The sequence below is a fragment of the Paraburkholderia flagellata genome (assembly GCF_021390645.1).
Lineage (GTDB): Bacteria > Pseudomonadota > Gammaproteobacteria > Burkholderiales > Burkholderiaceae > Paraburkholderia > Paraburkholderia flagellata.
This window is the reverse complement of record NZ_JAJEJT010000002.1, coordinates 1135278-1160463: the sequence shown is the minus strand read 5'-3', so window position 1 is coordinate 1160463 and position 25186 is coordinate 1135278. Positions and strand designations below refer to the sequence as shown.

Here is a 25186-nt window from a genome sequence, read left to right as displayed (position 1 = left end):
ATGCAGTCGTCCGGAGCGTCGATCGATGACCGTACTCGCGCGCCTAGCGCACCAGCTTCGGACGTGAGACGGGTTTGACGCCCGGCCGCTCGACGGCCCGCCGGATCTTTGCGAGCAGATCGCCTTCGTGGAATCGCCGGTCGTCTGAGAAGCGCTCGGCGACCGTGAGATAGGCGTCGTGCAGACGCCCCATGATCTCCTCGCTTTCGGTCTGCCGCAGGTCGAGGCGACGGGCAAAGGCGTGAAGTTCCGCCGGCAGCGGGAAAGTCTTGCTCCGGTTGAGGCTCAGCGCCATGCGCCCGTCGAGATCCGGATAGATGTCCGTGCAGACCACGTCGAACACCGGAGCAAGACGGCGTGGCCCGGTCGGGTCGATATAGAGGATTCCCAGGTTCTTCATATGGGCATCGCCGTCGCGCAACAGGCACGAAAGGGCGATGCGCTCGAAAAGGCGGCGTTTTTGCGCCGGGTCCGAACGCGTATAGATGTCCACGGCCTTGGCGATCATCTCGTAGCTGCCTTCGTACTTCGCCTTGCCAGTGAGCACGCTCATGTCCTCGAAGCCGATGGGCGCGCCGTTCGTCTCGCGGTCGAAGCGTGACATCACGAAGAGCTTGCCGTCATCGGAAAGCCAGAAGTCGGGAACTTCGAGCGCCGCCTCCTTTGCCACCGACATGCAGAAGTATTCGTTGCGCGCGAGCCCTGGAAAGTCGTCGCCTTCTGCCTTCACGATCACCGTGCGCAAGGGCAGTGCCGTGTGCTCCGCGGGGCGCGCGGCGGTTTCAGCGGCGAGCGGAACAACGGCCTTCGGCTGCACGCCGGAGATGCCCGAACCAAGCGCATAACGGTCGATCAGGCGCTCGAACAGCCGGCCGGAGGGCGAGGAAAGCAATTCGTCCAGACGCTCGCCTTCGCTCTGCGGCACGCGCTCGCCCGGCACGGAATACGTGAGCCGGCCGATCTGATTGGTGCCGGCGAGAAAGAGCAGAAACATGTCGCTCGGCGCGCCGTAACGCGCGAGCCGCTCCTCGATGACGAAGCGCAGGTAGCCCTCTGGCCGGTTCATCGCGAAGATGCCCATCAGGTCGCCGCTCGCATAACTCTGGCGCCGCACCGGCATGGTGAGCGATATGGCGGCCGCGTCCGGCACGTCGCCGTAGTTGAAGACGAAGCGGCTCTCGCGCGCGAGTAGACCGCTCGGGCCCTGCGGCGTATGGACTTCCAGGTTGCGGATTTCGCGCAGGAGCCGCTCGAGGTCGAATGATGCGTCGGCGGTCATTCGTCGTCCCTGAATATGTCGTTCAGGTCCTCGAGGATTACGGTGTCCATGGGGCGAAGCACGACTTCATAACCAAGCGCGTTGACGAGACGGCAGAGTTCGCGGATGCCGACGTTGCCTGAGTGTTCAGCGTTCGTGACGGTGCGGCGGGCGACGCCCGCCTGCTCAGCCAGTGCCTGCTGGGTCAGCTTGCGCTCGCGGCGCGTCGCGCGCAGGTCGTCGGATAGGCGCTCGACATTGGAAATTGAGAGGTTCGCGGTTTGTTTGCGCATCATGATGCGCATTATAGGTCGATTTTTGGTATTTTGCGCAGTATTGTGCGCATCGACAAGATGAGAGTCTCCTGTCGAGAAATGTGCACAATACTGCGCAAAGAAGCCACTTACCAGTGCATATGCGCAAAATTATGCGCACATCCTCAATCGGGCGACGGCTCGAAAATCGTCAAAAAGTCAACGGTTTACGTAGTATTTTTTCCGTCTTGCGCCGCCTCACATCGATCGCAACGCCGAGCGCTTCAGCTTGCCAGTCTCGGTGCGTGGCAATGCGTCGATAAACGCGATCAAGCGCGGATACTTGTACGCCGCCACGGCGTTCTTCACGAAGTTCTGCAATTCCGCGACCAGGGCGTCGCCCGCGTTGAAGCCGGGGCGCAAGACAACGAACGCCTTCACCACCTGCCCACGCAGTTCGTCCGGCACGCCCGTTACGCCGCACTCGGCCACGGCGGGGTGCTGCATGAGTACTGTCTCGACTTCGGGCCCCGCGATGTTGTAGCCCGACGAAACGATCATGTCGTCGGAGCGCGCCTGATAGAACACGTAGCCGTCAGCGTCGATGGAAACGGCGTCGCCGGGCAGGTTCCAGCCGCCGCGCACGAACACCGCCTGGCGTTCGTCGGCGAGGTAGCGGCAGCCGGTCGGGCCACGCACGGCGAGATTGCCTGTCACGCCGGGCGGCACCGGTTGCAGGTCATTGTCCAGCGCCTGCACGACGTAACCGGGCACTGCGCGACCGATCGAGCCGGGGCGCACATCGGCGCCAGCGGACGAGACGAAGATATGGATCAGCTCGGTGCCGCCAATGCCGTCGATCATCTCGATGCCCGTCGCGTCGCGCCACAGGTCGCGCGTCGCCGGTGGCAGCGCCTCGCCGGCGGATACCGTCTTGCGCAGGCTGGCAAGGTCGTACTGCGTGACGAGTGCCGCCATCTGCCGGTAGAACGTAGGCGCGGTGAAGACGATCGTCGCGTGAAAACGCTGGATCGTGTCGAGCAAGAGCGCCGGTGTGAGTTTTTCGATCAGAACTGTCGACGCGCCGACGCGCAGCGGAAAACACAGCAGCCCTCCCAGCCCGAACGTGAACGCGAGCGGCGGCGTGCCACAGAACACGTCTTCGGCCGTGGGCTTCAGGATGTGACGCGGGAACAGATCGCACATCGCGATCACGTCGCGGTGAAAGTGCATGCAGCCCTTGGGCATGCCTGTCGTGCCGCTCGTGAAAGCAATCAGGCAGACGTCGTCGCCGGCTGTCTCGCACGCCGTGAACTCGGCTGACTTGCCTGCTGCGAGCGCCTCCAGGGTGCCCGGCGAGTCGTCGTGGAAATAGCAAACCTGTTTTATGCCTTCGCAAAAGAATTCATCGGCGGGGTCCATGCAGCGCGTGAGTTCTTCGGTGAGCCGCACGTCGCACAAAGCCGCGCAAACCTGCGCCTTGTCTGCAATCTGCTTGAGTTCCTTCGCGCGCAGCAGCGGCATGGTGGGAATCACCACGAGACCTGCCTTGAGCGACGCGAGAAACGCCACCGCCATCTGCAGCGTGTTCGGCCCGCGCAACAGCACGCGATTTCCCGGCTGCAGCCCCATGTCTTCCACTAGCACGCGGGCGCTGCGATTGACGAGCGCGAGCAGCTCGGCATACGTGGTCGCTTGCGGCTTGCCGTCGATGTCCGACCAGATGGCCGGGCGCTCGCCATGCCCGGCCTCGATTGCACGGTCCAGCAACTCGACGGCGCAATTCATGCGCGCGGGGTAGGCGACGTCGGGGTTGTCGAGCAGCATGTCGGGCCACTGCGACTCGGGCGGCAGATGATCGCGTGCGAACGTATCGACATGGGCGGTGGGTTGCATGGCGTCTCCGGCTGTCTATTTGGGCTGATCGTTCCGTTGCGTGGGCGGCGGCCTATTGGCGCGTGAGGCGCGCGTCGTCGGGAATCACGGCTGTGGCTTCGATTTCCACTTTTGCGTCGTCTTCCATGAGCGCAACCACCTGAACCGCACTCATCGCGATGTCGTAGTCGCCGATCAGCTCGCGAAACGCGGCACCGATTTCTTTGAGCGATGCCAGGTACTCCTTTTTGTCGGTGACGTACCAGGTCATGCGCACGAGGTGCTCGGGCTTGCCGCCGGCCGTTTTGAGCACGGCAACGATATTGCGCAGCGCCTGCACGGCCTGCGCGCCGAATTCGCGGCTCGTGAAGCGCGCGTTCTCGTCCCAGCCGATTTGCCCGGCGATATAGACCTGCGTGCCGGAAGCGGCGACGCCATTGGCATAACCGCGCGGCTTGACCCAGCCTGCGGGAAGAAGGGCTTGTTTCATGTTTCGTCCGGTTCCGTAGAAAGCGTCGCGAAGCCTTCGCTTACGCGGCGTTGTATGCCTTGAGCAAATCACGCCCGACGATCAGTTGCTGCACTTCCGTCGCGCCTTCGTAAATGCGCAGCGAGCGAATCTCGCGATAGAGCGATTCGACGATATTGCCGCTTTGGACGCCCATGCCGCCCCAAAGCTGCACGGCCGCATCGATCACCTGCTGCGCGCCTTCGCTTGCATGCCACTTCGCCATGGCGGCTTCGCGCGTCACGGTTTCGCCCTGGTCGCGCAGCCATGCCGCGCGATAGACGAGCAGGGCGCTGCTGTCGATGGTGAGCGCCATTTGCGCGAGCTTTGCCTGGGTCAACTGAAAATCGCCCAGCGTCTGGCCGAACATCTTGCGAGAAGCGGCGCGTGCGAGCCCTTCAGCCATCGCGCGGCGCGCGAAGCCCAACGAAGCCGCGGCGACCGACGTGCGGAAAATATCGAGCGTGCGCATGGCGATCTTGAAGCCTTCGCCGGGTGCGCCGAGCATCTGGCTGCGCTTCACGCGCGCACCGCTAAAACGCAGGCGCGCGAGCGGGTGCGGCGCGATCACGTCGATGCGTTCGGCGATTTCGAGCCCGGGCGTGTCGGCATCGACCACGAACGCGCTGATGCCGCGTGCGCCCGGCGCTTCGCCGGTGCGGGCGAACACGACGTAGAAGTCGGCGATGCCGCCGTTCGAGATCCACGTTTTTTCGCCGTCGAGCACGTAGTCGTCGCCTTCAGCGCGTGCGGCGAGCGCCATCGCTGCGACGTCGGAGCCGGCTTCCGGTTCGGAGAGCGCGAACGCGGCGATCGCTTCGCCGCGCGCCACGCGCGGCAGATAGCGCGACTTCTGCGCGTCGTTGCCAGCCAGTGAGATGGCGCCGGAGCCCAAGCCCTGCATGGCGAGCGCGAAATCGGCGAGGCCCGAGTGCTTTGCGAGCGTTTCCCGCAGCAGGCAGACGGCGCGCGTGTCGATGGTGTCGCCTTGGCCGCCGTAAGCGGTACCGCCCACGCCGTAGCGCAGCCAGCCGGCAGCGCCTAGCTTGCGCGCGAGCGCGCGGCAGGTTGCATCGACATCGTCGTGCGGCACGTGCGCGAGATGCTCACGCGACCACGTTTCGATTCCCGCGGCAAGCGCACGATGGCGATCCTCGAAGAACGGCCACGCAAGCGCGTCGTGGAGATTGGTTTTGACGTCAGCGTTCAATTCAGTCCCCTTCGAAAACCGGACGCGTCTTCGCCGCGAACGCCTCATAGGCGCGGCCGAAATCGCGCGTGGCCATGCAGATCGCCTGCGCCTGCGCTTCGGACTCGATGGCCTCGTCGATGCTCATCGTCCATTCCTGATGCAGCATCGTCTTGGTGATGCCGTGCGCAAAGGTCGGGCCGCAAGCGAGATCGGCGGCGAGTTTCTGCGCATCGGCGAGCAGCGCTTCGGGCTCGCAAATACGGTTGTAGAAACCCCACGCGTGGCCTTCTTCTCCGCTTGCGGAGCGGCCCGTATAAAGCAGTTCGGCGGCGCGGCCCTGACCGATGATGCGCGGCAGGATCGCGCACGCGCCCATGTCACAGCCCGCGAGCCCCACGCGCGTGAAGAGAAACGCGAGCTTGCTGCGCGCCGTGGCGTAGCGCATGTCGGAGGCCATGGCGAGAATGGCGCCCGCACCGGCGCATACGCCATCCACGGCGGCAATGATCGGCTGCGGGCAGTGGCGCATGGCTTTCACGAGGTCGCCGGTCATGCGCGTAAACATCAGCAATTCGGGCATCGGCAGATCGATGAGCGGCGCGATGATGTCGTGCACGTCGCCGCCCGAGCAGAAGTTCTCGCCCGCGCCATGCAGCACGATGGCCTTCACATCGGTCGCATAGGCAAGTTGACGAAACAGATCACGTAGTTCTGCATACGATTCGAACGTGAGCGGATTCTTGCGCTCGGGGCGGTTGAGCGTGATGGTCGCCACGCGGCCCTGTACCGACCAGCCGAAGTGTCGCGCCTCATAACCGGCAAGCGTCACACGGTTGCCCGCGAGCAGCGCTTCGGCGCTGGAACGTGTCGTCAAGATATGTCTCCCGGATCTTTGCGATTTCAGTGGTTTCAGCCTTCGAGGCCGTTGCGCAGATGCTGTTTGAGCTTGCCAAGCCGCTCGTGCATCTTCGACTTCTCGTCGAGCGAGAGGCCGCCGAACAATTCGACCACCCATTGCTCGTGGGCGGCCGCCATACGGCCGAAGAGGGCGCGACCTTCGGCCGTGAGGCGCACCACGAAGGCGCGCCGGTCGTCGGGCGCCACATCGCGCACGACGAGGCCTTCCTTTTCGAGCTGATCGGTAATGCCCGTGACGTTGCCGCCCGTCACCATGAGGCGTCGCGAGAGTTCCGTCATGCGCAGGCCTTCGGGGTAGCGCTCGAGCTGCGCCATCAGGTCGAAGCGCGGCAGCGTCGTGTCGAACTCGACGCGCAGGCGGCGCCGCAACTCGGCTTGCACGAGGTTCGTCGTGGTGAGCAGGCGCAGCCACAGGCGCAGGCCCATGTGGCTGTCGGCGCCCGTACTCATTTCCATGTCGACTACATTTTCTGCCGGTTTTTCAACGCCCTTGCGCGGCGTTTTCGTTGCGGCCTTCGCGGTGGCGTTCTTGCGTGTGGATGCGGGCGATGTCATGCGACTTCTCCACCGGAGACGGAGATGGACTGGCCCGTGATCGCCGACGATCCGGGGGCGCAGAGCCACAGCACCGCGTTCGCAACTTCTTCCGGCGTGACGAAACGCTGCTGCGGATTGTGGCGCACGAGGATGCTGCGTGCCTCGGCTTCGCTTCGCGAGGTCTTGCGGGTAATCTGCTCGAGCGACGCCTGCAACAGTTCCGTTTCCGTGTAACCGGGGCACACGGCATTCACGGTCACGCCTTGCGTGGCGACTTCGAGTGCGAGCGCGCGCGTCATGCCGATTACGCCGTGTTTCGAGGCGCAGTAGGCGGCTACGTACGGGTAGCCGACCTGACCCGCCGTGCTCGCGACGTTGACGATGCGTCCCGCCTTGCGCGCGAGCATGCCGGGCAATACTGCGCGCGTACAGAGGAAGGCGCCGGTGAGATTCACGTCGAGCATGCGTTTCCAAAGCGCGAGGTCGGTTTGCGCGAATGGCGCGGCCTGAGCCTGGCCCGCGTTGTTCACGAGGATATCGACAGCGCCGAGCGATTCGGCCGCGCGCGCGAACGCGGCATTCACGGCGTCTTCGTCGGTGATATCCACGCTCACGCAAGCCACGTTCTCGCCGCCGCCGAGCGCGGTACGCTGTGCGTCGAGCCGCGCGGCGTCGCGGCCCATCAGCGTGACGCGCGCGCCGGCCTGCAGGAGCGCGGCAGCGGTCGCCGCGCCGATGCCACTGCCTCCGCCGGTCACGATGGCATGACGATCGTTCAGGATTGCCTGGTTCATGTTCACACGGTTCCTTCGGCGCGTTGCGCACGCTCGATCGGCGAAAGTCCGGCCGCCGCTGCTGCGGCCGCGCGTTCGCGCTCGATATTGCGTTCGAGTTGCGTTTTGGCCGCGGTGTACTGATTCGGCCACTTGATGTCGAGGTAGCCGATGCGCGCGGCTTCGGTGAGCGTCCACGACGGATTGGCCAGATGCGGCCGCGCCACGGCGCACAGGTCGGCGCGCCCGGCCGCGATGATGCCGTTCACGTGATCCGCCTCGGAAATGGCGCCCACGGCGATCGTCGCGACGCCCGCTTCATTGCGGATGCGGTCGGCAAACGGCGTCTGGAACATGCGGCCGAAGACGGGTTTTTCTTCCTTGCTCACCTGACCCGACGAAACGTCGATCATGTCGGCGCCTGCCGCCTTGAACGCACGCGCGATCTCGATGGCATCGTCGGGCGTGTTGCCGCCTTCCACCCAGTCGTGTGCCGAGACGCGTACTGAAATCGGCTTGTCTTCCGGCCACACCGCACGAATGGCCTTGAAAACCTCGAGCGGATAACGCAGACGATTTTCGAGCGAGCCGCCGTATTCGTCGGTGCGCTGATTCGTGAGCGGCGAGAGGAAGCTCGAAAGCAGATAGCCGTGCGCGCAATGCAGTTCGAGCCAGTCGAAGCCTGCGTCGTTTGCCATTTGCGTGGCGTGCACGAATTGCGCCTGAATCTCGCGCAGTTCCTCCTTGCTCGCTTCGTGCGACCACTGGCTCACGCCGCGCAAATATTGCTGCGGCGAAGCGGAGACGAGCGGCCAGTTGTCAGCGTCGAGCGGCTGATCGATGCCTTCCCACGCCACGCGCGTCGAGCCCTTGGCGCCGGAATGGCCGAGCTGCATGCCGATTTTCGCGTCCGAGTTCGTATGCACGAAATCGACGATGCGCTTCCACGCCTGCAAATGCTCGGGCGCATACATGCCGGGGCAGGCGGGCGTAATGCGAGCCTCGGGCGAAACGCAGGTCATCTCGGTCATGACGAGCGCGGCGCCACCCATCGCGCGCGCACCGAGATGCATGAGGTGATAGTCGCCGGCTACGCCGTCATGCGCGGAGTATTGCGCCATCGGCGAGACGACCACGCGATTTTTCAACGTCACGCCACGCACTGTATAAGGCGTGAACATGGGCGGCACCGCGCGTGCCTCGCCACCCGCGCGCTGCGCGAGCCATGTTTCGAAACCGGACAGATAACCCGCGTCGCGCTCGCGCAGATTTTCATGCGAAATGCGCTGCGAGCGGGTGAGCAGCGAATAGGCGAACTGCTCCGGATCGAACTTCGCATAACGGTCCACGTGCTCGAACCACTCAGTGGAATTGCGCGCGGCGTTCTGAATCCGCAGGACATCCACGCTGCGCACGTTCGTGTAGTGCGTGAGCGCCGCGCGCAGATCGGCGGGATGTTCTTCCATGCTGTTGGCGAGTTCGATCGCGTCTTCGAGCGCGAGCTTAGTGCCCGAGCCGATCGAGAAGTGCGCGGTGTGCGCCGCGTCGCCCATCAGCACGACAGGCGTTTCTTTGCCGTCGGCCGCGGTTTTCCAGTGCACCCATTCACGATTGACCACGCGCGGAAAGCGGATCCATTGCGACGAGCCGCGCAGATGCGATGCATTCGAGCGCAACGCGTGGCCGTCGAGATAGCGCGCAAACAGCTTCTCGCAGAACGCGATGCTGTCTTCCTTGCTCATGGTCTCGAGGCCGGCTGCGCGCCACACGTGATCGGGCGTTTCGACGATGAACGTCGAAGTGTTGTCGTCGAAGCGGTAGGCGTGCGCCTGGAACCAGCCCCATTCGGTTTCTTCGAACGCGAACGTGAAGGCGTCGAAGAGCTTCGACGTGCCGAGCCACACGAAGCGGCAATCGCGCATGTCGATATCGGGCTGATACGTGGCGGCGTACTTCTGGCGCGTGGCGCTGTTCAGGCCGTCGCTCGCGATGATGAGGTCGGCGTTCGTCACGTCGTCGTCGGTGATCTGCGATTCGAACACGAGCTTCACGCCGAGCGCTTCGCAGCGCGCCTGCAGGATGTTGAGCAGCCGCTTGCGGCCAATGCCGCAGAAGCCATGGCCCGAAGAGCGGATCGCGCTGCCGCGGAAGTGAATCTCGATGTCGTCCCAATGATTGAAGGCGTCGAGAATTTCGTCGGCGCTTTCGGGGTCGGCCGCGCGCAGGTTGCCCAGCGTCTGGTCCGAGAACACCACGCCCCAGCCGAATGTGTCGTACGGGCGGTTCCGTTCGATCACGGTGATTTCGTAGTCGGGGTGACGGCGCTTCATCAAGAGGCCGAAATAGAGGCCTGCCGGCCCGCCGCCTATGCAAACAATGCGCATGCTCGCTCCTTCGTTCGATCTGCAAGGGCAATGTAGGTCTAATTGCTTTAGGTGTCAAGTAATTCGCCGCGCTTTGCCGACGAGGGCGGGATGACCCTGGGCGCGAGCGCGAAACATCTGAATTTTTCCGGAACCCTTGGCGCGGCCAGGCGTCAACTCGCCATGACGCAAGCAAAGGCAGGCTTTCGCGAGCCTTTCCGCGAGGTGCGATGCCGCAGACGCGACACTGCGCGATGTGGCACCAGAAAAGGGCGAACGCTGGTTCGGTGTGCATGGCGCGCACCGTCCGGGCGTGCGCGCGCGACTGCGAGGAGGCGTCGAGCGCGCGAAATGCTTACCATGGGTTACGCAGCCCCATTTCGTGTCGAGCTGGCATTAAAGTCGCATGGTGAGGCGGCGCTGCGGCGCAGCCTTTTACGGAACCCTTTCATGCGTAGCGCGTGCGGCCACGAATCGATCAGTTATCCTTACAAAAAGATCTATAAAGCTGACAGCTTCATCGAGTCGAGGACGCGTACCCCTTCAATCGTAATCTTCGACACGAACGGGAGTCGTCATCAATGAGTCAGACAGCGAAGCGATCGATCGAAATCGACTTTTTCCGGGGTTTCGCATTGATTTCCATCGCGCTCGATCACATTCCTTCCAGCGTGCTTTCGCATGCGATGTTGCACAATTTTGCGTTCTGCGACTCCGCGGAAGTTTTCGTTTTCGTGAGTGGCTATGTATGCGCAGCGAGTTGGCTCGCCATTGCCGGGCGCAAGGGAGAGGGTGCGGCCAACCGCCGTTTCTGGCGTCGCGGGCGCGAGATCTACGCCGCCTATCTATGCACGGCCGCGCTCATGCTGCTTTCGGGTGCCGCCGCGGTCATGCTGCGGGTGGATTCGCCACTGGTTGCCGAGTCGGGTTATCTCCGCTTCGCCGCGCAGCCGTTCACGATGCTCGCCAATATCGCCGTCTTTCGCGATCAGCCCTATCTGGCCGGTGTGCTACCGATGTACATCATGCTCGTGATGGTCTTGCCGTTCGTGATGCCGCTTGCGCGCCGCTCGCCCGATCTCGTGCTCGTGGGCAGTTTCGTGCTGTGGTTCGGCGGGTGCTGGCTCGTGGGTTACCTGCCTGCCGCGCCCGGCGCCATATGGCCCTTCAACCCGTTTGCCTGGCAGGCCATGTTCATGCTGGGGCTGCTGTGCCGCATCTACCCCGTGTCGCACGCGTTTCAGGTCTCGTGGTCGGGCCGCACCTTGACAGCGTTCGCGCTGGTGCTCGTTGTCACGTTCGCGTTCATCCAGTTGTTCGCCGATCTGGACCCCCAGCCGGGCTACATGAAGCAGAACCTCGCGAGCGTGCGTATCGTGAACTTCGCCGCGGTGGCCTGGCTCGCTGCGCAGGCGGTGCGCAAAGGCTGGATAGCGTGGCTCGCGCAGCGACTGCCAGCCGTCGTCACCGTGGGGCAGCAGGGCCTCGTCTGTTTCGTGGGTGGCGCGGTGGCTTCGAACGTCATCGACACGCTGCTGCGCGCAACGCATGTCACGGCTTCATTGCCGGCGCGGTTCGCGGGCGATGTGCTTGCAGTCGGCGCGTTGCTTGTTCTCGCCGGTGGTGTGCGGCGCCTGAAAGCGGTACGGCCGCGCGTCGCGCTCACATGAAGCGCGACGGCGAACCTTCAAAGGTGAGGATTTTCGGGAGGACTAAGGATGCGTGCGTTGCGCAGCCCGCTCACACGTTACCGAGTTCGCGCACGTCCGTGGCAGGCACCGATCCGAATGCATCGCTCAACGCATAGTCGATCAATTGCTGCGCAGCCGCTTCGGGCGTGGACAACAAACCGTTCTGCTTGAGTTGTTCGAAGCGCTCGCGCATCGGGAACTGGTCGACGCTCGTCGCGCGGATCGTCTCCTGCATGCCGGTGTCGATCACGCCCGGCGCGATGCTGCAAATGCGCACGCCGGCTGGCGCGTCGAGCGCGACGGCGCGCGCGTGGTGATCGAGCGCGGCCTTGGTCGCGCAGTACACGCTCCATCCCGGATACGCGTTGCGCGCTGCGCCGCTCGAAACATGCACGATGCGGCGCGACGCATCCGCGCTCAGGGCGCGCGTGGCGGCGAGCGCATTCGCGAGCATCAACGGTGCTGCCACGTTGAGCGTCACGGCACGAGCAATGGCGAGCGCGTCCTGTTCGCCGAGCGGCGCGATGGGATCGACGGTGCCCGCGTTGTTGAAAAGCAGCACGCATTGCGCGCCGTGCGCAAACGCGTTCAGCGCGTCGCCGGCCAGCCAGCGCTCGAGCGCCGCGGGATCGGCGAGATCCACGACAGCTTGAGTGAACCGCGCGCCATGGAGGGAAGCCAGTTCCTCGTGCGCGCCGCGGCCAAGGCCGAGCACGTCGATGTCCCGTTGCAGCAGCAATTGCGCGAGCGCCGCACCCAATCCGCGCGTGTGGCCGGTGACGATGGCGCGAACGGCAGAACGGGGGGCGGATGTCGAAATCGTCATGGTGTCGTGAAAAAAAGGGATGCAATCCTTGCGCACGCAAGGTGTTGGCGCATGAAATTCGAGGGATTTTGCCGCGTGCCGCAGGGATTCGCGGTGTGGCGCGGCGCGCGATGACGGACTCAAAACCGGCCGTGGCAAGTGATTGCCCGGTTGGGTCGGCCGCGTTTTCGGTATCATAGCGTCCGGTTCCATATGGAAGAGATCTGGACGTGAAAGCCGCATCGCAACAACGCCGTACCCTGAGCTTCAAGGAAGGTCTTCTTGAGATCAAGAAGAGCATGGGGGGTGGCGCAGGCCAGCCCGCCGAAGAACAGGCGCAAAAATCGCAAGGCAAGCCCGCTCACAAGGGCGCGAAGGGCCATGGCGGCTCGCACGCCCCGAAGGGCCCGCGTGCTCCGAGAGACGGTTCTGCGGCTGCGGGCGCGGCCGGCGGCAAGGACGAGCGTTCGCGCTCGCGCCACGGCCGCCCGCAGGGCGCGAGAGCGCAGGAGCAGAATCAGGGGGAGCCGGGGCAGCGCGCCCAGCAGCCTCGCCGGCCGCAGCAGCCGAAGCCGGCTCGCGCGCCGCAGGCGGATGGTTCCGCGCAGCAGCGCCGCCGTCCGGCGCGTCCCCAGCAGCCGCCGGCCGCAAATCTGAGCGAGGCCGAAAAGGCGCGCATCGAGCGCAACCGTCAGCTCAACACGGTCTGGAACGTGTTCGCGAAGCACTATCCGGCTTTCCGCGACCGTTTGCCGCTCAAGATCGGCGTGGCTGAGGATCTCGTTGCGCGTCACCCCGAGTACGAACGCACGATGATCGTCGCCGTGCTCAAGCGCCACGTGAACCATCCACGCTATCACGAGCGTGTGGCCGCGGGCGGCTCGCGCTACGAACTCGATGGCACGGCCTCGGAAGGCCCGGGCATCGATCCGTCGCACGTCGGCCGCGCCAATGCGGCGCTTGCGCGTCAGAAGGCCAAGGCCGAAGCGCAAGCCAAGGCACGCGAAGAGGGCAACGCGCAGCCCGCGGCCAAGCCCGAAGTGAAGGCTGAGGCGAAGGCCGAAACCGTGCCCCAGCCCCAGCCCGAAGCCCAGAACGCAGAGCCGCAAGCCTCGTCCGACGTGCCGGAAGCAGCGGTACAGCAACCGGAAAACGGCGAGACACCTGCAACCGGCGCCTGAGCCCACGCCGGAATTCCCGCCTCCTGAACGACCCTCTCGCGGCTGTGCCGCGCGAGGGTTTTTGCGCATCTGGCGAGCCGCTGTGCGCGCTCGGACGGTGCGCTGCAGATCGATGCGTGTGCAACGTTCGGCGCGTATAGCCGCCGATACCACGCAAGGCCGGCTCAACGATGCAGGAAGCGGATTTAGCGCGCGCTTCCCGAAGCGGCGTTTTGTGCGGCAGCCTGTGCGGAGGCGGCCGACGCTGCGGAGGGTACGGTGGCAGGCGTGGATGCGCCGATCGCAGCCGAAGCCGCCGCAGCCGCGAAGGCTGAAGCCGCCGAAGCCGCAAGGCCGGCGCTTGCGGTTGCATCGCTCGCGGCTGGCGAGTCAGGGCTGTCCAGCACCCGGCTGAACTCCACGGCGCGCGTGCGGATCTTTTCCGCATAGGCCTTCGAGCCGCCGTAGTTCTTCATCGCGGCGTTGAGGTCGCCGCCGGCGGCACGCTCGTAGCCATAGAGGATCGACGAGCCGACGTCGATGTTGACCTCCGGGTCGGTGAGGTCCTTATTGTGCAGGATATTGCGATGCGCAGACGGCACGACCTGCATGAGTCCGGTCGCGCCGTTCGCGCCGTGCGCCTTCTCGCGAAAGCGCGACTCGATCGAGATGATGGCGAGCAGCACGGCAGGCGGAAGTGAATACTTTTCCGCAGCGCCCGTGACGGCTTGCGAAATCAGCGCGGCCTTCTCTTTCGCGATACCGAACTTTTGCGTGAGATATTTCGAAACGGCGCCGGCATCGGCGGGTGAGCTTGCGGGAGCCACCCCGCTCGTAGCCGATGCGCTGATGATGTCGCTAACGGGCGCCTGCTGCGACGCCTGCGCGGCCGCGGTTTGCACGAGGCCCGGCAACAGGGCGAGCAGGCAGAGTAACTGCCTCATGGCCGGTGCATTAGGGAGAAAAAAGAAGGCGCAAGTATAACCGGCCCCGATTAATGGGGCCGGCTGTTTGACATGTCGTTTTCACAACCCTGATCGGTGTCAGGACCGGGCGGCGCGCCCGGCGCGGCTTCAGGCCTTCTGCACGGAAGCCTTCCAGATTTCGTCGATGCTCGCGGCGAGCGCGGCATCGAACTCGGCGTCGCTCATCGACTTCGTGAGGTCGTTGATGAGCGCGCGCGAAAAGCTTGCAATCATTCGATGGTTCTTCGCGAGACGCGCACACGCGTCGGTGCGCGAGTAGCCGCCGGAGAGCGCCACGACGCGCACCACGCGCGGATGTTCGATGAGCGGCAGATAGAAGTCGGGCGTATCGGGAATCGTGAGCTTGATCATCACGTTCTGGGCGGCCGGCAGCGCGTCGAGACCCTTGAGCAGTTCGTCGCGCAGGAGCTTCTCGGCCTTTGCCTTGTCGGGCGCCTTGATCGAGACTTCGGGCTCGAGAATTGGCACAAGTCCGTGCGCGGATATCTGCGCACCGAATGCGAACTGCTGCGCGGCGATCGAAGCGATGCCCGAAGGTGAGGCATGCTCGATCACGGAACGCATCTTGGTGCCGAAAATGCCGGCTTTCACCGCGCGTTCGAGCAGGGCGTCGAGGCCTGGGATCGGCTTCATGAGACGCACGCCGTCGGCCTCGGCCTCCAGCCCCTTGTCGACCTTTAGGAAGGGCACGACGCCACGATCGTTCCAAAGGAAGGCGGGCACGGGCTTGCCTTGCGCCTGGCCATCCATGGTCGCTTCGAAGAGGATCGCGCCAATCACCTTCTCGCCAGAGAACGCGGGCGCACTGATGATGCGCACGCGCATTTCATGCATCAGATGGAACATTTCGGCGTCGCCGCTATATGCGCCTTCGGGGATGCCGTACTGGCGCAGCGCGCCAGGGGTCGAGCCGCCACTCTGGTCCAGCGCGGCGATGAAGCCCGGTTTTTCGCGCATCTGCGCAAGCATTTGCTCGTTTGCCATCGTCGTATCTCCCGCATTTGGGGCGCCCTTGCGGGCGCGGTCACTCGAATCCGGTCGCCGGCCGCTGCGACGAGTGTACTTGCGCCGCTAGCCCGCGTCTTTGCCATTATGTGGGCTCGGTCGCGCAGCCGCACTGAAGAACGAAAGCCGTAGCAATTGCGATGCCAGGGGATGAAACGCGGCAAGCGCCGTCACACGATCACTTGGGACTGCGCGCTGCGGTCGTTCGCGAGCAGCGCCGAGAGCTTGCGCAGCGCGGCCTGCAATGGCTCGCGGCCGCCCGTCGCGCCCAGCGAAATGCGGATCGCGTTCGCGGTTTCCGGGCCTTGCTGGAATGCCGTGGAGGGCGCGACGGCGAGGCCCTCAGTGCTCGCGGCGACGGCCAGTTCGCGCGCCTGCCAGTAGCGCGGCAGCGTGTACCAGAGGTGAATTCCCGCGCCCGCCGACGATCCCAGCGTGTGCGCGGCGACGCGCTGGCGCTCGCGCGCCTCGGCCTTCACATCAGCAAAGATTTGCTCGGCTACGCCTTCTTCGATCCAGTGCGTGGCGAGCGAGTTGGTGAGCGGCGCGGCCATGAGCGAGAACGTGCGCAGCGCGCTCACGAGGCGTGTATGCGCCTCTTCATCGGGCAGCGCGAGATAGGCCGTGCGCAACCCTGGCGAGAGTGTTTTGGAGAGCGTCGCGAGATAACAGACCTGCGCGGGCGCGATGCGCGCGAGCGGCGGGGGCGCATCGAGCGCGAAGCGCCAATAAGGATCGTCCTCGATGATGCGCGCTCCATGGCGCTGCGCCACTCGTACGATCTCCAGGCGGCGCCCCTCCGGCATGGTCGCCGTGGTCGGATTCTGCAGCGTGGGGTTCAGGTAGATGAGCCGTACCGCGTGCTCGCGGCAAGCCGCTTCCAGCGCGTCGGGCCGCATGCCGTGGGCATCGACGGCAATGGGCTCGATGCGGCGGCCCAGTTGCGCCGCCGCGTGCGGCAAGCCCGGATAGAGCAGCGGCTCGGCGACGATGACGTCGCCGGGCTGCGTGAAGGCGAGGATGAGCGCGGCGAGCGCCGCCTGCGCGCCGGGACAGACCACCACGCGCTCGGGTGCAACCGCGCCGAGCATGGGCTGCAGCCACTTCGCGCCCGCTTGCCAGTCGGCGCGGCCGCCGCCGCCCATGTGGTACGTCATGAGCAGATCGGCGTCGCTGCGAGCCAGCACGCGCGCCATGCCCTCGCGCAGCAGCGCGTTCATGTCGAGGCCAACGGGCGCTGGCGGGATGTTCATGCTGAGGTCCACGCGCTGCAGCAACTCGGCGCGCGGCGCGGCGATGAACGTGCCAAGCGGCCCGCGCGCCTCGATCAGCCCGCGCCGCCGTGCTTCGTTGAAGGCGCGCGTGACGGTGGTCAGATCGACCGAAAGCAGGGTGGCGAGGCTGCGTTGCGCGGGCACGCGCTCGCCGGGACACAGCGTGCCTTGCGCCACCGCGTCTTCGATGAAATCAGCGAGCCGCAGATAGCGCGGGCCGTTGCCGGACTGCATCGCCGTGGCCCATACATTGATCTCACCGCCGCTTTCGGTAGGTTGGTCGTGTGTCATTGTGTCGCGGATGTATGCGTCATGTCTTACTCTAGCATGCGTGCATGAAGCGCGTAAATCCATACATATAGGCTATGTATGGCTTCTGTGACGGCCCTGCGAGGCTGCTCGTGCGGCAGCAGAGTGAGCACGTATGGATGGGTTTGCGCGAACGTCAACCTTGGAACCAGACATGCGCAATCCAGACCCTCGCTCGGGGCGGGCCGCTACGGCCGGCCCGCCTTCTTCATCACATCCCCCGCTCCTTGCACGCTTTGCGCGCCGCGCGGCCCTGGCCGCGGTGGCCGGGCCGCTCGTGCTGCTCAGCGGCTGCAACATGGCGCTGCTCGCCCCGAAGGGCGATATCGGCGTGCAGGAAAAGAATCTGATCCTGATCGCACTCGGTCTGATGCTGCTCGTCGTGATTCCCGTGATCGTGCTCACGCTGTGGTTCGCCTGGCGCTATCGCGCTTCCAACGCGAACGCGACCTACGCGCCGCGCTGGTCGCATTCCACCGCCATCGAAGTGGTGGTGTGGACGATTCCCTGCGTGATCGTGCTCACCCTCGCCGTGCTCATCTGGCGCACCACGCACTCGCTCGACCCGTACCGCCCGATCGAATCGCAAACGAAGCCGGTACGTGTGGACGTGGTCGCACTCAACTGGAAGTGGCTCTTCATCTACCCGGATTACGGCGTGGCTTCGGTGAACCAGCTCGCGATTCCTGTCGATACGCCCGTTGAGTTCAACCTCACCGCCGAGTCGCTGATGAATTCGTTCTTCATTCCGCAACTGGGCAGCCAGGTGTATGCGATGCCGGCCATGCAGACGAAGCTGCACCTCATCGCGAACGAGCCCGGTGTGTATGCGGGCCGCTCGGCGGCCTTCAGCGGCCCGGGCTTCTCCGACATGCATTTCGAAACGCTCGCCAAGAGCCGTACCGACTTCGACGCGTGGATCGCGCAAGCGAAGGCGTCGCCCACGATGCTGAGCCGCGCGGCCTACGAGCAGCTCGCGCGACCCGGCGAAAAGACGCCGGTGACGCTTTATTCGAACGTCGCGCCGGGCCTGTTCGACGGCGTGGTCGGCAAATACATGCGCGACGTGCACGGCAACCCGATCTGCGGCACGGTCCCAAGCGCAGCCCCTGGCACCAGCGCCCCGGCGCTCACGCTCAACCGTAGCGCCACCCTGGCAGCGGAGTAATCACACCATGTTCGGAAAACTCACGCTCGACGCCGTTCCCTGGCACGAGCCGATCATCATGGCCACGGGCGCCGTCGTGGCGCTCGGCGGCCTCGCCTTGCTCGCCGCGATCACGATCGCGGGCAAGTGGGGCTATTTGTGGCGCGAGTGGATCACCTCGGTCGATCACAAGCGCATTGGCGTCATGTACATCATCCTCGCGGTCGTCATGCTGCTGCGCGGTTTCGCCGATGCGATCATGATGCGCGCGCAACAAGCTATCGCTTACGGCGACTCGGCGGGCTATCTGCCGCCGCATCACTACGATCAGATCTTCACGGCGCACGGCGTCATCATGATCTTCTTCGTGGCCACGCCGCTCATTCTCGGCTTGATGAACGTGGTCGTGCCGCTGCAGATCGGCGCGCGCGACGTGGCCTATCCGTTCGTCAACTCGCTGAGCTTCTGGCTCTCCGTGGTGGGCGCGGTGCTCGTGATGGTCTCGATGTTCGTGGGCGATTTCGCGGCCACGGGCTGGGTGGCGTATCCGCCGCTTTCGGAGCTGGGCTATAGCCCGACCGTTGGTATGGATTACTACATATGGTCGCTCCAGCTATCGGGTCTCGGCACTACGCTCTCGGGCATCAACTTCATCGTCACGATCCTGCGTATGCGTGCGCCGGGCATGGACATGATGAAGATGCCGGTGTTCGTGTGGACGGCGTTCATCACCAACATCCTGATCGTCGCGGTGTTCCCGGTGCTCACCGGCACACTCGCGCTGCTCACGATGGACCGCTACTTCGACATGCATTTCTTCACGAACGAGTTGGGCGGCAATGCGATGATGTACATCAACCTGATCTGGGTCTGGGGTCACCCGGAGGTGTACATCCTCATCCTGCCCGCGTTCGGTGCGTACTCCGAAATCATCGCGACGTTCTCGGGCAAGCCGCTGTTCGGCTACAAGTCGATGGTCTACGCCACGGCGTCGATCGGCATTCTCTCGTTCTTCGTGTGGCTGCATCACTTCTTCACGATGGGCTCGGGCGCGAACGTCAATGCGTTCTTCGGCATCATGACCACGGTCATTTCGATTCCGACCGGCGTGAAGCTCTTCAACTGGCTCTTCACGATGTATCGAGGCCGCATTCGCTATCACAGCGCCACGCTCTGGACTATCGGCTTCATGGTGACGTTCGCGGTGGGCGGTATGACCGGCGTGCTGCTGGCCGTGCCGGGCGCGGACTTCGTGCTGCACAACTCGCTCTTCCTCGTCGCGCACTTCCACAACGTGATCATCGGCGGCGTGGTGTTCGGCTGCCTTGCGGGCGTGAGCTTCTGGTTCCCCAAGGTGTTTGGCTTCACGCTCAATGAGTTCTGGGGCAAGGTGTCGTTCTGGTGCTGGCTGATCGGCTACTGGCTCGCGTTCACGCCGCTCTACATTCTCGGCTTCGAAGGCATGACGCGCCGCATGAACCACTACGAAGTGGCCGAGTGGCATCCGTGGCTCGTGGTGGCGCTCGTGGGCGCGGTATTCGTGGGCCTTGGCATTCTCGCGTTCATCGTGCAGATCGTGGTGAGCCTGCGCGAGCGCGAAGCGAACCGCGACGTGACCGGCGACCCGTGGGACGGCCGCAGCCTCGAATGGTCGACTTCATCGCCCGCGCCGTTCTACAACTTCGCCGTGCTGCCGGAGATCACCTCGATGGAGCAGCACTGGGACAACAAGGAAGCCGGCCGCGCCTACGTGCAGCCGCGCAAGTACGAAGACATCCACATGCCGCGCAATACGGGTGCGGGCTTCATCATCGCCGCATTCAGCCTGTTGTTCGGCTTCGCGATCGTGTGGCACATGTGGTTGTTCGCGGCGGTGGGACTCGTCGGCATGATCGCCACGTTCATCGTGCGCACCTACGACCAGGATGTGGACTACTGGGTCCCGGCCGCCGAGGTCGAGCGCATCGAGAACGCGCGCTTCAGGCAACTTGGCATCCAGCGTTTCGATCAATCCGAGCAAATCGAGGAGATGGCTTAAACCATGGCTCACGCTGCTACTACTCACGCTCATGGTCATGGTCACGACGACAGCGCCAAGACCACATTGGGCTTCTGGATCTACCTGATGAGCGACTGCCTCATCTTCGCGACGCTCTTCGCCACCTTCGGCGTGCTCGCGAATGCGACGGCAGGCGGTCCGGGCGCGAAGGATCTGTTCGAACTGCCGTACGTGCTGGGCGAAACGCTGCTGCTGCTGGCAAGCAGCGTCACGTTCGGCATGGCCATGCTCAATCTCTACGCGCAGCGGCGCGGCCAGGTGATCGTGTGGCTCGCCGTGACGTTCCTTTTCGGCGCGGGCTTCGTCGCAATGGAGCTGAACGAGTTCGCCAAGCTCGTCGCCGATGGAGCGGGGCCCGGCACGAGCGCGTACCTTTCGGCGTACTTCACGCTGGTCGGCACGCACGGCCTGCACGTCACGGCGGGTCTGTTGTGGATCGCGATCATGATGCACCAGACCTTCAAGTTCGGCCTGACCGGCACGGTCCGCCGCCGCCTCGCGTGCCTGAGCCTGTTTTGGCACTTTCTCGATCTCGTGTGGATCTGTGTGTTTACGTTCGTTTATCTGCGAGGTTTCCTGTGAGCCAATCCCACGCCACTCACCACGCCGTGCATGACGCGTCGCACGGCAGCCTCAAGGGCTACATGATCGGCACTGTGCTTTCGCTCGTGCTCACGCTGGCGTCGTTCGGCGTGGTGATGTTTCGAGTCGTTTCGCCGGGCTTCGGGCTGGCCGCCATCGTCTTGCTCTGCATCGCGCAACTCGTCGTGCAACTCGTGTATTTCCTGCATATCGGCGCGTCGCGCGAGCAGCGTTCGAATACGGCGATCTTTATCTGCACGGCGTTTCTGATTGTGGTGATCGTCGGGCTTTCGCTGTGGGTCATGCACAACGCGAACGTCAACATGATGCCCACGCAGATCTCGATCGACCGCGCCATGGCGCACGATTGACGGCTGATGTGGTGTTGCGTCCCTAAATGCGCGCGCTCTGGAACAGGGTAACGCGCGGCCGCCAGGCACCTCGGGCACAGTGCATGCGCTATACGAAGCGTCGCGACACCCCGTCGCTTCTACTGTGGAGTGTGATCATGAACAAGGACCAGGTGAAGGGCACGGCTGAAAAGATGAAGGGCAAGGTCAACGAGGCCGTGGGCCGCGCAACCGACAACCCGGCGCGTGAATTGAAGGGCGACCTCCAGCAGGAAGCCGGTCAGGCACGCAAGAACGTTGGCGACATGAAGGAAGCCGCAAAGGACATGGCGAAGGACGTGAAGCGCCATCACTGATAAGCGACGGCTAACCCACAGCGCCGCCGCCTCGCAAGGGGCGGCGGCGTCATGCTTTGCGCATGTAGTGCAAGGGGGCCAGCATGCCGCTGTGCGGGCACTCATCCCTTGCGAAGCGAATCACTACGGAGTGCAAATCAACAGCGAAGCAGTGCGACCCGGCGGCCGCGCCGCTTTCGATAAGCCTTCATTTTGCGAAGCGCAACAAGAGGGTAGCGCGGCGGCGAAATGTCCTCGAAACGGGTATGCTGCGAGCATCCCGCGTGTCCCGCGCGGGGCGCGAACGTGGAGTTCCCGATGTCTGCCAATCCTGCCGGCGTGTCCCCCGGACTGCGCGAAGTCTGGTTGATCCGTCATGGCGAAACGCAATGGAGCCTCTCTGGGCAGCACACCGGCCGCACCGATATCGCGCTCACCGAGCACGGGCGCGAGCAGGCGCGCTCGCTGGCGCCGTCGCTCGCCACGCAGCGCTTCGATGCGGTGCTTTGCAGCCCGATGGCGCGGGCCATCGAGACGTGCCAGCTCGCGGGCCTCGGCGACGAGATGACGATTTCGGCCGACCTGCACGAGTGGGACTACGGGATTTACGAAGGCCTCAAGACAGCGGATATCCGCAAGACCGAACCCGACTGGAGCGTATGGCATTCGCCCATCGCGCAGGGCGAGGATCTCGCGCGCGTTCAGGCACGCGCCGCGGCCGTGATCGAGGGCCTGCTGGTCATGCGGGGCCGCGTGGCGCTCTTTTCGCATGCGCATTTCCTGCGCGCATTGGCGGGCTGCTGGATGTCCGGTTCGGCGGCGCTAGGCGAGCATCTGTATCTCGACACGGCTTCGGTGAGCATCCTCGGCTTCGACCATGAAAGCCGCGCCATACGCCGCTGGAATGCACTCGGCGAGCGCCGGGCGCTGATGTGACGAATCGCTGACGCACTCGCTCAGCGTAGGGAGCACGAAAGCCAATGCGCGATACGCACGCCGTCCAGGCGCGACCCGTCGGGCGTGGCGCTCCCCAGGAGGGTGACGATCACCGGCCGCCGCCCGTGCACCATCACGCGCATCACCATATTGTGGCCGGACTCGTTGATGAAGCCGGTTTTCTGCACGCTCGCGCGCACCTGCCCGTAGCGCACCAGCCGATTACTGTTCACATATTGCAATTGCTCGTGGCCAGTGGGCACGCGTTCCTGATTGTCGATCGAATAGCGGCGAATGAGCGGGTAGCCATTGGCCGCGCGCACGAGGCTTGCCAGTTCGCGCGCGGTTGAGACGTTCTGCGGCGAGAGCCCAGTCGCGTTGACGAAATGCGTGTGCGTCATGCCAAGGCGCAGTGCCTTCGCGTTCATTGCCGCAATGAACGCGGGGCGGCCGCCCGGGTAGTCGCGGCTGAGCGCCGAAGCCGCACGGTTTTCCGAAGACATCAGCGCAACGTGCAGCATGTTGGCACGCGTGAGCGACGCTCCCACGCCGAGCCGCGAATGCGTGAATTTGAGTGTGTCGAGATCGGCGGTCGTGACCGAGAGCCGCTGTTGCAGGGGCGCATGCGCGCTGTCGAGCCAGACGATCGCCGTCATGAGCTTCGACACCGACGCGATAGGCGCCACCGCGTCGACATTGCGCGCGTAGAGCGGCGTGTGGGTGTTTTCGTCGACGACGTAGATCGCATGCGAAAAGAGCTGTTTGCGCGAAGCCGGCGTGAAGCCGCAGCGGGCTAGCAGGCGGGGAGCGTGCACGTTTTGGGCGCTCACGTGCACTGCGTGTTGCTGTGCCGGTGGCGAGCTATGCCTCGTCCTCGCGCGTTTGGTACGGCGCTTCGGTGCGGAGAGTTTGGAGGTGGACGCGTCGGCAGGCGTCGAGCGATGCACGGGCTTCGTCTTGTGCGCGACTCTCTTTTTCTTTTTGGGCGTTGCGTGGACAGTGCTTTCGGCCACCGTGTGATGAGCGGTTGCGCGCTCAGAAGCGGGAGCCACGCCAGCCGCGAGGCCCGCGACAGTCAGGACGAGGAGACTGGGCAGCAATCGAAGTCGGGAAGCAAAGGGCATCGACAGATGGGCTTGAACGTTGGTTTTGCGCGGCGTGCGGCGGGATTTTGGCGGCTTTGTTCGAGCCGCATCGGGCGATGAAGTTCCATTCCGGCTCCATAATCGTCGTTCAATGGGACCATCGTCGTATTGAACGGGCGGCGCGCGGGCCCGGATACTCCGTGATGCTACGGGAGAACAGAGATGTTCAATCAACTCTCCGACACGTTCCTGCTCGTTTTCGCCGGACTCTTTCCCGTCCTCAATCCACCCGCGGCGGGGTTCATCGTGCTGAGCATGCTGCCGCGTGCGACGGCCAGCGAACGCGCATTTCTCGCGCGCATCATCGCCATCAACAGCCTGTTCATTCTGCTCGGTTCGCTGATCATGGGCGCCTACGTGCTCTCGTTCTTTGGCATATCGATACCCGTTTTGCGGGTCGCGGGCGGGATGGTCATTGCGTTCGCTGGCTGGAACCTGCTTCACAAATCGTCCGATGGCGGGGATGCCACGATCTCGCAGGCGCCGCCGGATCCGGCACGCAAAGCGACGCTGCGCGCCACGGCGTTTTATCCGCTCACGCTGCCGGTTACCGTTGGACCGGGGTCGATTGCGGTCGCAATTGCGCTGGGCACTGGCCGACCGCGCGGTCACGTGCAACTCGTCAATATCGTGGGCGTGTTGCTTGCATTGGTCGTTCTTTGCGGCTGCATTTATCTGTGCGTGCGCTTCGCGGGGCACGTGGGCAAGCGGCTCGGGCCGGTCGGCACCGAAGTGCTGATGCGGCTGCTAGCATTCGTGCTGCTGTGCATCGGCCTGCAGATTTTGTGGCTCGGGCTCGAAGATCTGCTCGAGTCGGTGCCGATTTCGGTGAGTATCAAATAGCGCAGCGCCTGGGCGCGCCGCCTCTGCCATCGCCATGCTGCGGCGCATGAAAGGGAAAACCACGAGCCCATGACATCAGACGTCTGATGTAGATTGGAGCCCAATGTACCCAACCCAAGCAATGATGCGGAAAACATGCGCCTGAGCGTCGATCAGTCGATGTGCGAGCGAATCCAGGATTCGCTGCTGGAAATGATCCGAGAGCGTTCGCTCAAGCCGGGCGATCAAATCCCCCCGGAGCCTGAACTTTGCGAACTGTTGGGCGTGGGCCGCTCCAGCCTGCGGGAGGCGGTCGCGCAGATGATTTCCCACGGTCTTCTCACGCGCGTGCACGGCAAGGGGACCTTCGTCAGACAAATCACGCTCAAACTGCAAGGTGGTCTGGATGATCTGATGTCTGTGACGGACATGATACGAAGTGTCGGCGCGGTGCCTTCCACGAGCCGCTTGCAGGTGAGGACGATCGCGGCCTCGGGCAGTCTCGCGCAAAAGCTCGGCCTCGCCGAAGGCGACCCCTGCGTGCGGTTCGAACGCGTGCGTCGCGCCGACGATGCGATTGCCGCGTACTGCATCGATATCGTGCCGAAGGCGTTGCTCGAAGGGCAGGAACTGGGCGAGTCGCTGTTCGGCACGCTGGAGCGCGCGGGCGTTCGGCTCTCCCATACGCATAGTTCGATCCAGCCGACCATTCTTACCCCACGGGATTTGCCGGAATTGCAGGAGAGTATCGGCCTGTTTTTGCTGATCGACGAAGTGGATTTCGATGAGACCGGCCGCGCGGTCTGCTACAGCAACGACTATTACAACGCCAGCATTTTCAAGTTCGATCTCGTGCGCAAACGACGTTAGGCGGGCCAGTGGCCCATTTTCCCGACAGGAAA

The 25186-nt window shown here is 64.2% G+C and carries 24 protein-coding genes; 10 read left to right on the top strand and 14 right to left on the bottom strand.

What is annotated here, in order from left to right; genetic code table 11:
* Window positions 1–43: 43 nt before the first annotated feature.
* The 9 genes from L0U83_RS19590 to L0U83_RS19550 form a co-directional block, all read right to left on the bottom strand.
* On the bottom strand, window positions 44–1279 hold the full coding sequence (locus L0U83_RS19590; RefSeq protein ID WP_233885607.1) for a type II toxin-antitoxin system HipA family toxin: 1236 nt from the start codon (window positions 1277–1279) through the stop codon (window positions 44–46).
* Entirely contained in the window at window positions 1276–1563 is a 288-nt protein-coding gene (locus L0U83_RS19585) for a helix-turn-helix domain-containing protein (RefSeq protein WP_233885606.1), read from the bottom strand. The genes L0U83_RS19590 and L0U83_RS19585 overlap by 4 nt, the downstream gene beginning before the upstream one ends.
* Before the next feature lie 207 nt (window positions 1564–1770).
* Entirely contained in the window at window positions 1771–3408 is a 1638-nt protein-coding gene (locus L0U83_RS19580; protein WP_233885605.1) for an AMP-binding protein, read from the bottom strand.
* 52 nt (window positions 3409–3460) lie between these two features.
* A complete protein-coding gene (locus L0U83_RS19575; protein WP_233885604.1) occupies window positions 3461–3877 on the bottom strand; it encodes a RidA family protein in 417 nt (138 codons plus the stop codon).
* A gap of 40 nt (window positions 3878–3917) precedes the next feature.
* Complete coding sequence (locus tag L0U83_RS19570; RefSeq protein ID WP_233885603.1) at window positions 3918–5105, bottom strand: acyl-CoA dehydrogenase family protein; 1188 nt, start codon at window positions 5103–5105, stop codon at window positions 3918–3920.
* Between the two features lies 1 nt (window position 5106).
* Entirely contained in the window at window positions 5107–5961 is an 855-nt protein-coding gene (locus L0U83_RS19565; protein ID WP_233885601.1) for an enoyl-CoA hydratase family protein, read from the bottom strand.
* Window positions 5962–5996: 35 nt separating this feature from the next.
* Entirely contained in the window at window positions 5997–6560 is a 564-nt protein-coding gene (locus L0U83_RS19560; protein ID WP_233885599.1) for a MarR family winged helix-turn-helix transcriptional regulator, read from the bottom strand.
* Window positions 6557–7336 (bottom strand): SDR family NAD(P)-dependent oxidoreductase, encoded by a 780-nt coding sequence (locus L0U83_RS19555; RefSeq protein ID WP_267939385.1) that lies wholly within the window; start codon window positions 7334–7336, stop codon window positions 6557–6559. Before L0U83_RS19555 ends, L0U83_RS19560 begins: the two co-directional genes overlap by 4 nt.
* Before the next feature lie 2 nt (window positions 7337–7338).
* Window positions 7339–9699, bottom strand: a complete 2361-nt coding sequence (locus L0U83_RS19550; RefSeq protein WP_233885595.1) for a bifunctional salicylyl-CoA 5-hydroxylase/oxidoreductase — start codon at window positions 9697–9699, stop codon at window positions 7339–7341.
* Between the two features lie 560 nt (window positions 9700–10259).
* Between L0U83_RS19550 and L0U83_RS19545 the strand changes: the two genes are divergently transcribed.
* Window positions 10260–11348: an OpgC domain-containing protein gene (locus L0U83_RS19545; RefSeq protein WP_233885593.1), complete on the top strand. Its 1089-nt coding sequence runs from the start codon at window positions 10260–10262 to the stop codon at window positions 11346–11348.
* A 70-nt stretch (window positions 11349–11418) separates the two neighbouring features.
* Here the strand turns inward: L0U83_RS19545 and L0U83_RS19540 are convergent, their stop codons facing one another.
* Window positions 11419–12195, bottom strand: coding sequence for an SDR family oxidoreductase (locus tag L0U83_RS19540; RefSeq protein WP_233885592.1), 777 nt, complete (start codon window positions 12193–12195; stop codon window positions 11419–11421).
* A 209-nt stretch (window positions 12196–12404) separates the two neighbouring features.
* On the opposite strand from L0U83_RS19540, the gene L0U83_RS19535 reads away from it, so the two are divergent.
* Entirely contained in the window at window positions 12405–13355 is a 951-nt protein-coding gene (locus L0U83_RS19535) for a ProQ/FINO family protein (protein ID WP_233885591.1), read from the top strand.
* A gap of 185 nt (window positions 13356–13540) precedes the next feature.
* Here L0U83_RS19535 and L0U83_RS19530 read toward each other — a convergent pair whose 3' ends face one another.
* The 3 genes from L0U83_RS19530 to L0U83_RS19520 all read right to left on the bottom strand — a co-directional run bounded on the left by L0U83_RS19530 (window position 13541) and on the right by L0U83_RS19520 (window position 16890).
* Window positions 13541–14278: a transglycosylase SLT domain-containing protein gene (locus L0U83_RS19530; RefSeq protein WP_233885590.1), complete on the bottom strand. Its 738-nt coding sequence runs from the start codon at window positions 14276–14278 to the stop codon at window positions 13541–13543.
* Window positions 14279–14407: 129 nt separating this feature from the next.
* Window positions 14408–15304: a fructose bisphosphate aldolase gene (locus tag L0U83_RS19525; RefSeq protein ID WP_233885589.1), complete on the bottom strand. Its 897-nt coding sequence runs from the start codon at window positions 15302–15304 to the stop codon at window positions 14408–14410.
* A 191-nt stretch (window positions 15305–15495) separates the two neighbouring features.
* Window positions 15496–16890 carry an aminotransferase-like domain-containing protein gene (locus L0U83_RS19520; protein ID WP_233885588.1) on the bottom strand — a complete coding sequence of 465 codons (1395 nt, stop codon included), beginning with the start codon at window positions 16888–16890 and terminating at the stop codon, window positions 15496–15498.
* Between the two features lie 172 nt (window positions 16891–17062).
* Between L0U83_RS19520 and cyoA the strand changes: the two genes are divergently transcribed.
* The 6 genes from cyoA (at window position 17063) to L0U83_RS19490 (ending at window position 22317) form a co-directional block, all read left to right on the top strand.
* Window positions 17063–18076, top strand: coding sequence for a ubiquinol oxidase subunit II (gene cyoA, locus L0U83_RS19515; protein ID WP_267939384.1), 1014 nt, complete (start codon window positions 17063–17065; stop codon window positions 18074–18076).
* 7 nt (window positions 18077–18083) lie between these two features.
* Window positions 18084–20093, top strand: a complete 2010-nt coding sequence (gene cyoB, locus L0U83_RS19510) for a cytochrome o ubiquinol oxidase subunit I (protein ID WP_233885587.1) — start codon at window positions 18084–18086, stop codon at window positions 20091–20093.
* Window positions 20094–20096: 3 nt separating this feature from the next.
* On the top strand, window positions 20097–20696 hold the full coding sequence (cyoC, locus tag L0U83_RS19505; RefSeq protein ID WP_233885586.1) for a cytochrome o ubiquinol oxidase subunit III: 600 nt from the start codon (window positions 20097–20099) through the stop codon (window positions 20694–20696).
* Window positions 20693–21067, top strand: a complete 375-nt coding sequence (gene cyoD / locus L0U83_RS19500) for a cytochrome o ubiquinol oxidase subunit IV (protein WP_308445054.1) — start codon at window positions 20693–20695, stop codon at window positions 21065–21067. The genes cyoC and cyoD overlap by 4 nt, the downstream gene beginning before the upstream one ends.
* Window positions 21068–21204: 137 nt before the next feature.
* A complete protein-coding gene (locus L0U83_RS19495; protein WP_158760107.1) occupies window positions 21205–21402 on the top strand; it encodes a CsbD family protein in 198 nt (65 codons plus the stop codon).
* A gap of 297 nt (window positions 21403–21699) precedes the next feature.
* Window positions 21700–22317, top strand: a complete 618-nt coding sequence (locus tag L0U83_RS19490; protein WP_233885585.1) for a histidine phosphatase family protein — start codon at window positions 21700–21702, stop codon at window positions 22315–22317.
* A 20-nt stretch (window positions 22318–22337) separates the two neighbouring features.
* Here the strand turns inward: L0U83_RS19490 and L0U83_RS19485 are convergent, their stop codons facing one another.
* Window positions 22338–23147, bottom strand: a complete 810-nt coding sequence (locus L0U83_RS19485) for a serine hydrolase (protein WP_308445053.1) — start codon at window positions 23145–23147, stop codon at window positions 22338–22340.
* A 477-nt stretch (window positions 23148–23624) separates the two neighbouring features.
* Here L0U83_RS19485 and L0U83_RS19480 point away from each other — a divergent pair, with 477 nt between their 5' ends.
* On the top strand, window positions 23625–24305 hold the full coding sequence (locus tag L0U83_RS19480; protein WP_233885583.1) for a MarC family protein: 681 nt from the start codon (window positions 23625–23627) through the stop codon (window positions 24303–24305).
* 135 nt (window positions 24306–24440) lie between these two features.
* Window positions 24441–25154, top strand: coding sequence for a GntR family transcriptional regulator (locus tag L0U83_RS19475; RefSeq protein WP_233885582.1), 714 nt, complete (start codon window positions 24441–24443; stop codon window positions 25152–25154).
* Window positions 25155–25186: the final 32 nt, after the last annotated feature.

Excerpts from the sequence above, each read along its gene's own strand:
- L0U83_RS19590 (WP_233885607.1), bottom strand. The coding sequence starts at position 1,279 with ATGACCGCCGACGCATCATTCGACCTCGAGCGGCTCCTGCGCGAAATC.
- L0U83_RS19585 (WP_233885606.1), bottom strand. The coding sequence starts at position 1,563 with ATGCGCATCATGATGCGCAAACAAACCGCGAACCTCTCAATTTCCAAT.
- L0U83_RS19580 (WP_233885605.1), bottom strand. The coding sequence starts at position 3,408 with ATGCAACCCACCGCCCATGTCGATACGTTCGCACGCGATCATCTGCCG.
- L0U83_RS19575 (WP_233885604.1), bottom strand. The coding sequence starts at position 3,877 with ATGAAACAAGCCCTTCTTCCCGCAGGCTGGGTCAAGCCGCGCGGTTAT.
- L0U83_RS19560 (WP_233885599.1), bottom strand. The coding sequence starts at position 6,560 with ATGACATCGCCCGCATCCACACGCAAGAACGCCACCGCGAAGGCCGCA.
- L0U83_RS19555 (WP_267939385.1), bottom strand. The coding sequence starts at position 7,336 with ATGAACCAGGCAATCCTGAACGATCGTCATGCCATCGTGACCGGCGGA.
- L0U83_RS19550 (WP_233885595.1), bottom strand. The coding sequence starts at position 9,699 with ATGCGCATTGTTTGCATAGGCGGCGGGCCGGCAGGCCTCTATTTCGGC.
- L0U83_RS19545 (WP_233885593.1), top strand. The coding sequence starts at position 10,260 with ATGAGTCAGACAGCGAAGCGATCGATCGAAATCGACTTTTTCCGGGGT.
- L0U83_RS19540 (WP_233885592.1), bottom strand. The coding sequence starts at position 12,195 with ATGACGATTTCGACATCCGCCCCCCGTTCTGCCGTTCGCGCCATCGTC.
- L0U83_RS19530 (WP_233885590.1), bottom strand. The coding sequence starts at position 14,278 with ATGAGGCAGTTACTCTGCCTGCTCGCCCTGTTGCCGGGCCTCGTGCAA.
- L0U83_RS19525 (WP_233885589.1), bottom strand. The coding sequence starts at position 15,304 with ATGGCAAACGAGCAAATGCTTGCGCAGATGCGCGAAAAACCGGGCTTC.
- L0U83_RS19520 (WP_233885588.1), bottom strand. The coding sequence starts at position 16,890 with ATGACACACGACCAACCTACCGAAAGCGGCGGTGAGATCAATGTATGG.
- cyoA (WP_267939384.1), top strand. The coding sequence starts at position 17,063 with ATGCGCAATCCAGACCCTCGCTCGGGGCGGGCCGCTACGGCCGGCCCG.
- cyoB (WP_233885587.1), top strand. The coding sequence starts at position 18,084 with ATGTTCGGAAAACTCACGCTCGACGCCGTTCCCTGGCACGAGCCGATC.
- cyoC (WP_233885586.1), top strand. The coding sequence starts at position 20,097 with ATGGCTCACGCTGCTACTACTCACGCTCATGGTCATGGTCACGACGAC.
- L0U83_RS19495 (WP_158760107.1), top strand. The coding sequence starts at position 21,205 with ATGAACAAGGACCAGGTGAAGGGCACGGCTGAAAAGATGAAGGGCAAG.
- L0U83_RS19490 (WP_233885585.1), top strand. The coding sequence starts at position 21,700 with ATGTCTGCCAATCCTGCCGGCGTGTCCCCCGGACTGCGCGAAGTCTGG.
- L0U83_RS19480 (WP_233885583.1), top strand. The coding sequence starts at position 23,625 with ATGTTCAATCAACTCTCCGACACGTTCCTGCTCGTTTTCGCCGGACTC.
- L0U83_RS19475 (WP_233885582.1), top strand. The coding sequence starts at position 24,441 with ATGCGCCTGAGCGTCGATCAGTCGATGTGCGAGCGAATCCAGGATTCG.